This is a genomic window from Pseudomonas sp. NPDC087626, from assembly GCF_044743405.1.
GTDB lineage: Bacteria > Pseudomonadota > Gammaproteobacteria > Pseudomonadales > Pseudomonadaceae > Aquipseudomonas.
In genome coordinates this window covers 24,860-37,169 of the sequence record NZ_JBIUWJ010000001.1, presented here as the reverse complement: position 1 = coordinate 37,169, position 12,310 = coordinate 24,860, and the positions used below count along the sequence as shown (strand labels likewise).

At 62.0% G+C, this 12,310-nt stretch carries 9 protein-coding genes; 5 read left to right on the top strand and 4 right to left on the bottom strand.

What is annotated here, in order from left to right; all coding sequences use genetic code 11:
* Positions 1-474 precede the first annotated feature (474 nt).
* Both argA and argE read right to left on the bottom strand, forming a co-directional pair.
* Entirely contained in the window at positions 475-1,773 is a 1,299-nt protein-coding gene (argA, locus tag ACIOVD_RS00175; protein ID WP_095164703.1) for an amino-acid N-acetyltransferase, read from the bottom strand.
* Positions 1,774-1,907: 134 nt separating this feature from the next.
* On the bottom strand, positions 1,908-3,056 hold the full coding sequence (gene argE, locus ACIOVD_RS00170; protein WP_095164704.1) for an acetylornithine deacetylase: 1,149 nt from the start codon (positions 3,054-3,056) through the stop codon (positions 1,908-1,910).
* Positions 3,057-3,212: 156 nt separating this feature from the next.
* On the opposite strand from argE, the gene ACIOVD_RS00165 reads away from it, so the two are divergent.
* The gene (locus tag ACIOVD_RS00165) at positions 3,213-4,580 is read left to right on the top strand and encodes an inorganic triphosphatase (protein WP_095164705.1); all 1,368 of its coding nucleotides are present in this window, start codon (positions 3,213-3,215) and stop codon (positions 4,578-4,580) included.
* A 67-nt stretch (positions 4,581-4,647) separates the two neighbouring features.
* Here ACIOVD_RS00165 and ACIOVD_RS00160 read toward each other — a convergent pair whose 3' ends face one another.
* Positions 4,648-5,121, bottom strand: coding sequence for an Lrp/AsnC family transcriptional regulator (locus tag ACIOVD_RS00160; protein ID WP_095164706.1), 474 nt, complete (start codon positions 5,119-5,121; stop codon positions 4,648-4,650).
* A gap of 125 nt (positions 5,122-5,246) precedes the next feature.
* Between ACIOVD_RS00160 and ACIOVD_RS00155 the strand changes: the two genes are divergently transcribed.
* From ACIOVD_RS00155 to ACIOVD_RS00145, 3 genes are all read left to right on the top strand, one after another.
* The gene (locus ACIOVD_RS00155) at positions 5,247-5,585 is read left to right on the top strand and encodes a hypothetical protein (RefSeq protein ID WP_095164708.1); all 339 of its coding nucleotides are present in this window, start codon (positions 5,247-5,249) and stop codon (positions 5,583-5,585) included.
* 139 nt (positions 5,586-5,724) lie between these two features.
* Positions 5,725-7,506 (top strand): GspE/PulE family protein, encoded by a 1,782-nt coding sequence (locus ACIOVD_RS00150; RefSeq protein ID WP_401125426.1) that lies wholly within the window; start codon positions 5,725-5,727, stop codon positions 7,504-7,506.
* Between the two features lie 218 nt (positions 7,507-7,724).
* On the top strand, positions 7,725-8,042 hold the full coding sequence (locus tag ACIOVD_RS00145) for a DUF2388 domain-containing protein (protein ID WP_095164712.1): 318 nt from the start codon (positions 7,725-7,727) through the stop codon (positions 8,040-8,042).
* 62 nt (positions 8,043-8,104) lie between these two features.
* Here the strand turns inward: ACIOVD_RS00145 and gcvP are convergent, their stop codons facing one another.
* Positions 8,105-10,978: an aminomethyl-transferring glycine dehydrogenase gene (gcvP, locus tag ACIOVD_RS00140; RefSeq protein ID WP_401125423.1), complete on the bottom strand. Its 2,874-nt coding sequence runs from the start codon at positions 10,976-10,978 to the stop codon at positions 8,105-8,107.
* A 151-nt stretch (positions 10,979-11,129) separates the two neighbouring features.
* On the opposite strand from gcvP, the gene ACIOVD_RS00135 reads away from it, so the two are divergent.
* Positions 11,130-12,269: a DegT/DnrJ/EryC1/StrS family aminotransferase gene (locus ACIOVD_RS00135; RefSeq protein WP_401125713.1), complete on the top strand. Its 1,140-nt coding sequence runs from the start codon at positions 11,130-11,132 to the stop codon at positions 12,267-12,269.
* The last annotated feature ends 41 nt before the right edge of the window (positions 12,270-12,310 follow it).

The following is a 12,310-nucleotide window of genomic DNA, read 5'->3' as shown; positions in this document are numbered from 1 at the left end:
AATTTTTGTGTTTCTTGGTCCAGGGTCTGATGCCCCGGATCCACAGATGCGCGATTAGCGCCAGAGCGTGACCGCCAAGTCAATCGTAACAAGGCGTGTCTACGACCAAGGTCTAACCGCATGATTCGGTCTGTTCAGGTTAATGAATTTTTGATAAACCCAAAAAGAATTATTTCATCGTTTTTCATACGATTCGGGAATATAGCAAATCCACACTCGCCGAAGCGACGCAGGGTAGCGACAAAGTGTGTAATTCCTAAAAGGTATTTATCGGAGTGCCCTTAGATCGTTTGTCTGAATAGACCTTAATCAATCGTCAATCACGATCAAAAACGCGACTTCATTGGGCGAAGCGCGCATCATCCAAGGGGATTGTTACAGTTTGTGTGTCGAGTGAAATATTTTCTCACTCGGGCACACGGCAGCCGCCAGCCCCGACCTTTGTCAACAAAAGCCGGGGCATCAGCGGGGGGATCAGAGGGCTTTTTCGAAGATTTTCGAATTGCGTTGGTAGTTGTACAGCGAGGCCCGCGCCGACGGCAGGCGCTCAACGCTGCTCGGCACAAAACCGCGCTCGCGGAACCAGTGCGCAGTGCGCGTAGTGAGGACAAACAGGGTCTTGAGGCCTTGGGCCCGGGCTCGGCTTTCGATCCGTTCCAGCAGTTCATCACCACGCCGGCCGTGCCGGTATTCCGGGTTCACGGCCAGGCACGCCAGCTCGCCGGCATCCGAGTCGGCAATCTGATACAAGGCCGCACAGGCAATGATCATCCCTTCGCGCTCGACCACGCTGAACTGCTCGATCTCGCGTTCCAGCACTTCGCGCGAGCGACGCACCAGGATCCCCTGCTCTTCCAGCGGGCTGATCAAATCCAGCAAACCACCGACGTCTTCGATGGCCGCCTCGCGCAGCAGTTCGAACTGCTCCTGGGCCACCAGCGTACCGCCACCATCACGGGTGAACAGCTCAGTGAGCAGCGCGCCATCTTCGGCATAACTGACGATGTGGCTGCGACCGACACCGGCGCTGCAGGCTTGCGCGGCAGCGTCCAGCAGTTCGGCCTGGTAGTTGGCACCCAGGCGTAACAGGTGAGCCGGTACCTGTTGCGGGCGCAGTTCACGGACCAGACGACCGTGTTCATCGATCAGCCCCGTTTCGGCGCCGAACAGCAGTAGCTTGTCGGCCCCCAGGTCAATGGCGGCGCGGGTAGCGACGTCTTCGCAGGCCAGGTTGAAGATTTCTCCGGTGGGTGAGTAGCCCAACGGTGACAGCAGCACGATGGAGCGCTCATCCAGTAGGCGGTTGATGCCCTTGCGGTCGACCCGGCGCACTTCGCCGGTGTGGTGATAGTCGACCCCCTCGAGCACGCCGATCGGCCGTGCCGTCACCAGGTTGCCGCTGGCTACCCGCAGGCGCGAGCCCTGCATCGGCGAGGACGCCATGTCCATCGACAGTCGGGCCTCGATGGCGATGCGCAACTGGCCCACGGCATCGATCACACATTCCAGGGTCGCGGCATCGGTAATGCGCATCCCGTGGTGGTAATGCGGGGTCAGGCCGCGCGCGGCGAGGCGGGTTTCGATTTGCGGGCGCGAACCGTGTACCAGCACCAGGCGTACCCCGAGGCTGTGCAGCAGCACCAGGTCGTGGACGATGTTGCCGAAGTTCGCATGCTCGACGCCGTCGCCGGGCAGCATGACGACAAAGGTGCAATCGCGGTGAGCGTTGATGTAAGGGGAAGCGTGACGAAGCCAGTTGACGTATTCGGGCATAACACCTGCACCTGTAATAAATAACAGCCGAAAAAAGGACGAAGCAAAACGCACAGCGGGCTGGTGGTTATCGTCGGAACAGGCTTGGCGACACGCGCGCTCTCCTCATGAATACGGGTGGTTGGCCCCGGGATTCAAGCCGGGGTCAGGCAGTAATGTTCGATCAGTTGCCGTAATAGATGCACGGTAGGCGTCAAACGTGACATTTCCAGGTATTCCCCCGGCTGATGGGCGCAGGCGATATCGCCAGGACCGAGCACCAGGGTTTCGCAACCCAGGCGCTGAAGATAAGGCGCTTCAGTGCCGAACGCTACTGCTTCGGCGCTATGCCCGGTGAGTCTTTCAGCCACCTGTACCAGTTCCGAATCTTGCGCCTGCTCAAATGGCGGCACTTCGGGGAACAGCGGTGCGTAGTCGATCTTCACCTGATGGCGTTCGGCGACCGGTCCCAACTTCTGTCGAATGGCATCGCGCAGGGCGTTGGGGTCCATGCCGGGCAAGGGCCGCAGGTCGAACTCCAGGGAGCACTGGCCACAGATGCGATTCGGGTTGTCGCCACCATGGATGCAGCCAAAGTTGAGGGTCGGTTGCGGCACGCTGAACTGCGGGTTGCGGAACTCGCGCTGCCACAGCAGGCGCAAGCCGCGCAGCTCGCCCATCGCATCGTGCATGGCTTCCAGGGCGCTGTGACCCAGGCGTGGGTCGGAGGAGTGACCGCTTTGCCCGAGGATGTCGATGCGCTCCATCATCACCCCCTTGTGCAGGCGGATCGGCTTGAGCCCCGTCGGCTCACCGATCACCGCCGCCCGGCCCAAGGGTTTGCCGGCCGCCGCCAGGGCGCGGGCACCGGACATCGAGCTTTCTTCGTCGCAGGTGGCAAGAATCATCAGCGGTTGCTTGAACGGCTGGTCGAGCAACGGCAGTACGGCTTCGATGGCCAGGGCAAAAAAACCTTTCATGTCGCAGCTGCCCAGGCCGACCCAGCGGCCGTCGACTTCGGTGAGTTTCAGCGGGTCGGTCTGCCACAGCGCACCGTCGAAGGGCACCGTATCGCTGTGCCCGGCCAGCACCAGGCCGCCAGGGCCGGTGCCGAAGGTGGCCAGCAGATTGAATTTGCCGGGGCTGACCTGCTGGATGTCACAGGCAAAACCCAGGTCGCCGAGCCAGGTGGCCAGCAAATCAATGACCGGCCGATTGCTCTGATCCAGGTGAGCTTGAGTGCAACTGACGGACGGCGCGGCGATCAGTGCAGCGAACTGGTCTTTCATGGATGGCAAAGGCATCGCTGACTCCAACTCCCGGATTGAAGTCCATCATAGAACCATCCGGTCACCGGAATAAACCGCCGCGGCGCGCAGGTTTAGTGAGTGCTGTACACTGCACGGCCTTGGCAGCCACACATTTCCCCGGCTGCGCTCCCGATCCTGGATTTTCCGGCCATGCAGAAAGAAACCGAAATCAAACTCCGCGTCAGCCGCGAAACCCTCGCCGCCCTGCGCGAGCACCCGTTACTGAAAAAACGCAACAAAAGTGGCTGGGAACGCCGTGAGTTGATGAACCAGTACTTCGACACGCCAGAGCGTGACCTGGCCCGTGCCAAGGTTGCCCTGCGCCTGCGCCGCGACGGCGAAGAAGTGATTCAGACCCTCAAGACCCGTGGCCAGAGCATCGCCGGCCTGTCCGAGCGTAACGAATACGACTGGAGCCTGGCCAAAGCCAAGCTCGACGTGAAAAAACTCGACGGCGAATGCTGGCCTGAAGAGCTGGCAGAACTGGACAAAAAAACCCTCAAGCCGATCTTCACCACCGACTTCGTCCGCGAGCGCGCCGAAATCGCCTGGGGTCGCGGCAAGGCCAAGGTGGTCATCGAAGCCGCCCTGGACCTCGGCCACGTGGTAGTCGGCAAACAGAAAGAAGAAATCTGCGAACTGGAGCTGGAACTGCGCGAAGGCGAGCCGGCTGCATTGCTGGAACTGGCCGCCGAGCTGGCCGCGACCCTGGCACTGATGCCGTGCGACATCAGCAAGGCTGAACGTGGCTATCGCCTGTTCGACGCCCACAGCTATTCGCTGAGCCTGCCGGCCCCGCAACTGAGCTTCGAACTGCCGCTGGACGACGCCTTCGCCGCGCTGGGCTGGTACCTGCTGGGTAGCAGCCAGCGCCTGGCCGAGCAGTATCGCTTCAATGGTCACTGGCGCTTGCTGCAAGACTGGGTCGAGAGCCTCGCCGAACTGCGCGCCCTGATCGGCAGCCTGGGCCAGGCCGCCCCGCGTCAGTCGACCCACGACCTGCGTGTGGCCCTGGATGCCTTGCTCGAAGACTGGCGTCCGCTGGTGCAGTTCGGCCAGGACGACGAAGACGTGCGCAAGGCCGCACCGGAACAGTTCCTCGAAGAACTCGAAGATCCGCGCTGGGGCCAGTTCTCGCTGAACGCCTCGCGCTGGCTGCTGGCCCGCACCTGGACTGCCGAGCGCAACACCCGCGGCAATCGCCAGGGCGCCGCGCAACTGGGTAACTGGTTGCCGCGCCTGCTGGGTGAAGAAGCCACTTCGCTGCAATTGCAACGCTACCAGCAACAACCCGAAGACCTCGCCGAGCAACTGCCGCGCATCGAGCGCATCCAGGCCTGGTTGCACCATGCCCGCGCGGTGCTGGACATCCCGGAAATGGATCGCCTGTACGGTGAATTGAACAAACTGGCGCAACTGGCCAACGAGCCAATCACCGACGAAGCGCTGGACGCACGCAAGCAGCAGGCGATCGCGGTGTATCAGAACCGTGCGTGGAAAATGCTGTTGCGCATGTAACACCGTCATCGCGAGCCGCCCGCTTGCGGCCGGCTCGCGATGAGGCCCGCACATTCACCAAAAATCTTTACCCCCGCAACACCGGCAAACTGGTCGTCGACTTGATCTGCGATAAGGCCACGATCGAGTTCACTTCCTGGATCCCCGGCACCATCGACAGCTTCTCGAAGAAGAAGCGCTCGTAGGCCTCAATGTCGGCGGTGACGATGCGCAGCAGGAAATCTACCGCGCCCATCAGCACATAACACTCCAGCACCTCGGGAAAACCGCGAATCGCCTCGGTGAATTCGGTGAAGTTGGAGCGCCCGTGAGCGTTGAGTTTGACCTCGGCGAAGATCTGCGTGTTGAGGCCAATCTTCTTGCGGTCAAGCAGCGTCACCTGCCCGCGAATCACCCCCTCCTCCTTCATCCGCTGGATCCTGCGCCAGCAAGGTGACTGCGATAAACCGACCTGCTCGGCAATCTGCGCGCTGGACAGCGAGGCGTCCTCTTGCAATAGCGCGAGGATGCGGCGGTCATAGACGTCCAGCTCACTGTGCATAAAAAAACCCTTGAATACGTAATTGATGAATTGCTTGATTCGATATCAAGCCAATATGCCCCATCATAGATAAGAAATACCCGGCTTCGAATGTAAAAATTCCTCCATTGATCTGGAGACCTACCATGCCCCCACTCGAAGCCGTCAGCACCACCCCTAGCCGCGCCGATGCCTGGCATGCCGGCAACGCCCACTGCTGCGTGCACTACCAGGTGCTCGCCGAAGCCGAACCCGACCTGTTGTGCCGGGCACTGAACCTGTTTGCCCTGCAGTTACTACTGCCACAAGCCGTCCACATGACCCGCGAGAATGATTTGCTGTCCCTCGATATCGTGATCGACGGCCTGAGCTGGCACCGCGCCGAGGTGCTCGCAGAAAAACTACGTAACTTGATCAGCGTCTGCTCGGTCCAGTTGCAACCGGCTGATTCACAATGGCTTGCACCGGTACAGGCGGCAGGCTGAACCTCGCGGTAAAACCTCGCAACGCTTGATCGGGCCAGGCTCGAACGGACGGCCCGCACGGGGACTAGGCTTGGCATTCAGAGCTGCCGACACAGCGATCGACAGCGCCGAGTGCAGGGTTATTACCCAAGGAGTCCGGATGTCCGTTCAATTCGCCCCCCAGGATCGCTGGCTGGATTTCAATCAATTGCTGCGCGACCTGATCGCTCAAGGCGTGATCGGCCAGGCCGCGGCCGAACAGGCTCTGAGCGCACGCCGCAGCGCCGCGAACCATCAGTTGCACCCCTTGGAGCTACTCGCCGACCAACACCTGGCCGACTCCCTGCACGGCGGTAAGCCGCTGGACCTCGAACGCTTGACCCAATGGCTGGCGCAGCAGGCCGGCCAGCCCTATGTGCGCATCGACCCGTTGAAAATCCACGTCGCGCGCATCACCCCGTTGATGTCCTATGCCTTTGCCCAACGCCACGCAATTCTGGCGCTGGCAATCGACCGCGAGGCTGTCACTGTGGCCAGCGCGCAGCCCTACGTGCGCAGCTGGGAAGCCGACCTGAGCCATGTCCTGCAACTGCCAATCAGGCGCGTGGTGGCCAATCCGCTGGAGATCCGGCGCTATTGTGTGGAGTTCTATCGCCTGGCCAAATCGGTCATCGGCGCCAGCCATGGGGATCAGCCTCCCACCCCTCAGGGCAACTTCGAACAACTGCTCAACCTCGGCGCCAGTAACCAGGAGCCCGACGCCAATGACGCGCACATCGTCAATATCGTCGACTGGTTGTTCCAGTACGCCTTCCAGCAACGCGCCAGCGATATCCACATCGAACCGCGGCGCGAACAAGGCACCGTGCGCTTTCGCATCGACGGCGTGCTGCACAACGTCTACCAGTTCCCGCCGCAGGTCACCCTGGCAATGGTCAGTCGCCTGAAAAACCTGGGACGGATGAACGTCGCCGAAAAACGCAAACCCCAGGACGGCCGGGTCAAGACCAGGGCGCCAGAAGGCGGTGAAGTGGAATTGCGGCTGTCGACGCTGCCCACCGCCTTCGGTGAGAAACTGGTGATGCGCATCTTCGACCCCCAGGTGCTGCTCCAGGACTTCGATCAACTGGGCTTTGGTACCGACGACCTGCGCCGCTGGCAGGACATGACCCGCCAGCCCAATGGCATCATCCTGGTCACCGGACCCACCGGCTCGGGCAAGACCACCACGCTCTACACCACCCTCAAGCAACTCGCGACACCCGAGATCAACCTCTGCACCATTGAGGACCCGATCGAGATGCTCGAGCCGGCGTTCAATCAGATGCAGGTCCAGCACAACATTGACCTGAGTTTTGCCAGCGGCGTACGCGCCCTGATGCGCCAGGACCCGGACATCATCATGATCGGTGAAATCCGCGACCTGGAAACCGCCGAGATGGCCATCCAGGCGGCGCTCACTGGACACTTGGTGCTATCGACCCTGCACACCACCGATGCGCCAAGCGCCATCAGCCGTCTGCTGGAACTGGGTATCGCGCCCTATCTGATCAAGGCCACCGTGCTCGGCGTCATGGCCCAGCGCCTGGTGCGCACCCTGTGCCCGCACTGCAAGGCACCGCTGGCCCTGGACGCCGACACCTGGCACAGCCTGAACCAACCCAGTCACGTGCCTATGCCCCACCAGGCGTGCCACGCCGTCGGTTGCCTGGAGTGCCGCGACAGCGGCTATCGCGGCCGCGTCGGGGTCTACGAAATCATGCTACTGAGCGCTAGTCTCAAGGCCCTGATCGGCGCCGACAGCGACCTGCCGGCCATCCGCCGCCAGGCCGCCCGGGACGGCATGCGCAGCCTGCGCCTGGCGGGTGCGGAAAAGGTCGCGCAAGGCTTGACCACCGTCGAAGAAGTGCTGCGGGTCACGCCACAAACTGAAGCAAAGTAAAGCGTGTCTGCTGCAAGCCCGCGCCACTAGACTCGGGCCTGTACCTTTATTGCCTGCGTGGCCAGGAGGCCCGACACCCAGGAGGGGACCAGAGCACATGCAGTGGACCTTGATGGGATGGCGATCCTGATTGAGCAGGTTGATTAGCGTCACGGAACTCAGTTGCGGTTTTCCGATCATAACCGCCAGTCATTTATCCCATTGGAGTCAACTTACTTATGCGTGTAAAACTAGCTGCCGCTACCCTTGCCCTGCTCTCCCTGTCTGCCGGGTCCGCTATGGCCGATACTTTCTGGCGCAATGTCATCTCCTCGGGGGCGACCACCGCTTCCACCTACCTGACCTCCAAGGACCACAAGATGGTGCTTGCCGCCCAGGACGACGCCGGGAGCTTCGTGGCCAGTGATGGCAACATTCGTGGCCCGTTCCTCGAGTCGGCGCTGCAAAAAGTCCGTGCCGACAACCCGGGCCTACAGGCCACCGACATGGAATTGGCCAACGCGATCCTGGCCAACAACACCCTCGCGCAACAGTAACTCGTTGTCGAAAGCAAAATGCCGCTCGTTCGAGCGGCATTTTTTTGCCTGGCAATCAGCCCTTATCGATACTCATCCAGCGGCACGCAGGCACAGAATAGATTGCGATCGCCGTAGACGTTGTCCACCCGATTCACCGTCGGCCAGTACTTGTGCGCCCGGGTGTGGGCATCCGGGGTCACCGCCTGTTCAATGCTGTAGGGCCGCTCCCAGACCCCGGTAACGTCCGCCAGGGTATGGGGCGAGCGCTTCAGCGGGTTGTCGTCGGCCGGCCAGTTGCCGTTCTGCACTTCGGTAATTTCCGCGCGGATACTCAACATCGCACCGATAAAACGGTCCAGCTCCGCCTTGGACTCACTTTCGGTGGGCTCGACCATCAAGGTCCCCGCCACCGGGAACGACATGGTCGGCGCATGGAAGCCGTAGTCCATAAGACGCTTGGCCACGTCCTCTTCGCTGATCCCGGTCTGGGCCTTGAGCGGTCGCAGATCAAGGATACATTCGTGGGCCACCCGCCCGTTACGCCCACTGAACAGCACCGGGAAGGCGCCAGACAGGTGTTCGGCCAGGTAGTTGGCCGACAGGATCGCCACTTCGCTGGCATCGGCCAGTTGCGGGCCCATCATTGCAATGTACATCCAACTGATCGGCAGGATGCTTGCACTGCCCCAGGGCGCGGCGCTGACTGCAGTGTTCTTCGGGTCCGGCCCATCCAGCGGCACTACCGGGTGATTGGCCACGAACGGCGCCAAGTGCGCGCGCACGCCAATCGGTCCCATCCCCGGCCCGCCGCCACCGTGGGGAATGCAGAAGGTCTTGTGCAGATTCATGTGGGACACATCGGCACCGATATCCGCCGGCCGCGCCAGCCCGACCTGCGCGTTGAGGTTGGCGCCGTCCATGTACACCTGGCCGCCGTGGCTGTGGATAACTTCGCAGATCGCGCTGATGCCCTCCTCGTACACCCCATGGGTCGAGGGGTAGGTGGCCATCAGGCAGGCCAGCTTGTCAGCGGCCGCTGCGGCTTTGTTCTTCAAGTCGTCAAGGTCGACGTTGCCGGCAGCGTCACACTCGACGATCACCACCTGCATCCCGGCCATCTGCGCCGACGCCGGGTTGGTGCCATGGGCCGATGCCGGGATCAGGCAGATATCGCGCGCACCCTGCTGACGGCTTTCGTGATATTTGCGGATCGCCAACAACCCGGCATATTCGCCCTGGGCGCCGGAGTTGGGCTGCATGCAGATCGCATCGAAACCGGTGATCGCACACAACCAGCGCTCCAGCTCGTCGATCATCAACCCGTAGCCCGTCGCCTGCTCTTTCGGGGCAAAGGGGTGCAGGTTGGCGAAACCTGGCCAGGTAATGGGGATCATCTCGCTGGTGGCGTTGAGTTTCATGGTGCAGGAGCCCAGTGGGATCATCGACTGGTTAAGCGCCAGGTCCTTGTTCTCCAGTTGCTTGAGGTAGCGCAGCATCTCGGTTTCGCTGTGGTGCGCGTTGAACACCGGGTGGCGCAAGTAACCACTGGTGCGCAGCAACCCTGCCGGGATGCCCGAGGCCAGCGCCTGCCCATCCAGTTCGGCCACCTGCAGTCCATGGTCGGCACCGAGGAACACGTCGAATAGCTTCGCCACCGTGCTTTCGTCGCAGCTTTCGTCGAGGCTCAGGCCGACCTGGCCGCGACCGAGAATCCGCAGGTTGATTTGCGCCGCCTTGGCCGATTCGATGATTGCCGTCTGGCTGCCTCCGACTTCCAGGGTCAGGGTGTCGAAAAATTGCTGGTTGAGCCGGGTAATGCCGTTGCGCTCAAGGCCGGCGGCGAGGATGCACGTCAGGCGGTGCACCCTTTGCGCAATGCGCTTGAGGCCCTGCGGGCCGTGGTAGACCGCATAGAAGCTGGCAATATTGGCCAGCAGCACCTGGGCGGTGCAGATGTTCGAGTTGGCCTTCTCGCGGCGGATATGTTGCTCGCGGGTTTGCAAGGCCATGCGCAGGGCAACATTGCCCCGGGCGTCTTTCGAGACACCGATGATGCGCCCGGGAATCGCCCGCTTGTATTCGTCACGACTGGCGAAAAACGCCGCATGCGGGCCGCCATAGCCCATGGGCACGCCAAAGCGCTGGGACGAACCGAACACCACGTCGGCGCCCATTTCACCGGGCGGGGTCAGCAACAACAGGCTCAGCAGGTCGGCAGCCACGCAGGCCAGGGCCAGCTGGGCGTGCAGATGGTCGATCAGGGGCCGCAGGTCACGAATCTCGCCGTGGGTGTCGGGGTACTGCAGCAGCGCGCCAAACACCTGGTGCCGGGGCAAGTTATCCACAGCGTCGACGATCAGTTCGAAGCCAAACCCCTCGGCCCGGGTCTGCACCACGGAAATAGTCTGCGGATGGCAGTTTTCGTCGACGAAGAACAGATTGCTTTTCGACTTGGCCACACGCTTGGCCAGGGCCATGGCTTCCGCCGCCGCCGTGGCTTCATCGAGCAGCGAAGCGTTGGCCAGCTCCAGGCCTGTCAGGTCGATGGTCAATTGCTGGAAATTGAGCAGCGCCTCGAGCCGGCCCTGGGCGATTTCCGGCTGGTACGGGGTATAGGCCGTATACCAACCGGGGTTTTCCAGCACATTACGCAGGATCACGGCGGGCGTCAGGGTGCCGTGGTAGCCCATGCCGATCAGGCTGGTCCAGACCTCATTCTGTTCGGCATAACCGCGCAGCTTGGCCAGGGCGCTCTGCTCGTCCAGGGCCGGCGGCAGGTCCAGCGGTCGATTCAGGCGAATGCCCGGCGGTACCGTCTGCTCGATCAACTCGACCCGGCTGCCAAGCCCGAGGCTGTCGAGCATGGCCTGCTGCTCGGTGGCGTCCGGCCCCAGGTGGCGGCGCAGGAAGGCATTGGGATCGCGTAACTGGCTCAAGCTGGGCAACTGGGACATGACGGGCTCTCTCTTGAATGGCGCTCAGCGTCTGTTCAACTCGGTTCTGGCAGCATAGCTGCCCTGTGCGCACGGTATGGTGTCTTCGGCCAATCGGAGCCATTCTGTGCAGCGCATCACCCACGTCCGCCACTCGGGTCCCCAGATCGCCATGAGCCAACAGCCTTTTCTGCCGTTTTCCAAACCCGTCATTGATGAAGCCACTATTGCCGCCGTGGGCGATGTCCTGCGCTCCGGCTGGATCACCAGCGGGCCCAAGGTCCAGGCCTTCGAAGCCCAGCTGTCCGAGTATTTCGGCGGACGGCCGGTGCGTACGTTCAACTCGGGCACCTGCACCATGGAGATCGCCTTGCGCATCGCCGGGATCGGCGCCGGTGATGAAGTGATCACTACACCGATCTCGTGGGTGGCCACGGCCAACGTGATTCTCGAAGTCGGCGCCACCCCGGTGTTCGCCGACATCGACCCGATCACCCGCAACATCGACCTGGACCAGCTGGAAGCCGCCATCACCCCGCGCACCAAGGCAATAATCCCGGTGTACCTGGCCGGGTTGCCGCTGGACATGGAGCGCCTGTACGGCATTGCGCGCAAGCACGGCCTGCGCATCGTCGAGGATGCCGCCCAAGCGCTGGGCTCCAGCTGGAATGGGCAGCGCATCGGGGCGACGGGGGACTTCGTGTCGTTCAGTTTCCAGGCGAACAAGAACGTCACCTGCTCGGAGGGCGGCTGCCTGGTGCTGAACAACGCGCAAGAAGCGCGGCTGGCCGAGAAGTACCGTCTGCAAGGCGTGACCCGCAGCGGTTTTGATGGCCTGGACGTGGACGTGCTGGGTGGCAAGTTCAACATGACCGACGTCGCCGCCGCCATCGGCCTGGGTCAGTTTGCCGGGATCGAGGCGATCACCGCCCATCGCCGCATGCTGGCGCAACATTACTTCGCGTGTTTTGGCGGTGATTTCGAGGCCCGGTACGGTGCACAGCTACCGCCGGCCGATTTCACCCAGAGCAACTGGCACCTGTTCCAGCTGGTGCTGCCAGAACGTGCGGATGGCCAACCGGCACGGGCCACGTTCATGGAAAAGATGCAGGCACTGGGAGTTGGCGTCGGTTATCACTACCCGCCGATTCATCTGCTGAGTCTGTACCGCGAGCGCGGTTTCAAGGACGGGATGTTCCCGGTGGCCGAGCGGGTTGGCCGGCTGATCGTGTCGCTGCCGATGTTCACGAGCATGAGCACCGATGATGTCGAGCGGGTTGTCGCGGCGGTAAAAGCAGTTCTACAAAAATGACACTGTGGGTGCTTGCAGGTTGTGCATGCACCCCACAGGTT

Bases quoted from the DNA above. Each gene is read 5' to 3' on its own strand.
- argA (WP_095164703.1), bottom strand. From the start codon at position 1,773: ATGCCCGAATACGTCAACTGGCTTCGTCACGCTTCCCCTTACATCAAC.
- argE (WP_095164704.1), bottom strand. From the start codon at position 3,056: ATGCCTTTGCCATCCATGAAAGACCAGTTCGCTGCACTGATCGCCGCG.
- ACIOVD_RS00165 (WP_095164705.1), top strand. From the start codon at position 3,213: ATGCAGAAAGAAACCGAAATCAAACTCCGCGTCAGCCGCGAAACCCTC.
- ACIOVD_RS00160 (WP_095164706.1), bottom strand. From the start codon at position 5,121: ATGCACAGTGAGCTGGACGTCTATGACCGCCGCATCCTCGCGCTATTG.
- ACIOVD_RS00155 (WP_095164708.1), top strand. From the start codon at position 5,247: ATGCCCCCACTCGAAGCCGTCAGCACCACCCCTAGCCGCGCCGATGCC.
- ACIOVD_RS00150 (WP_401125426.1), top strand. From the start codon at position 5,725: ATGTCCGTTCAATTCGCCCCCCAGGATCGCTGGCTGGATTTCAATCAA.
- ACIOVD_RS00145 (WP_095164712.1), top strand. From the start codon at position 7,725: ATGCGTGTAAAACTAGCTGCCGCTACCCTTGCCCTGCTCTCCCTGTCT.
- gcvP (WP_401125423.1), bottom strand. From the start codon at position 10,978: ATGTCCCAGTTGCCCAGCTTGAGCCAGTTACGCGATCCCAATGCCTTC.
- ACIOVD_RS00135 (WP_401125713.1), top strand. From the start codon at position 11,130: ATGAGCCAACAGCCTTTTCTGCCGTTTTCCAAACCCGTCATTGATGAA.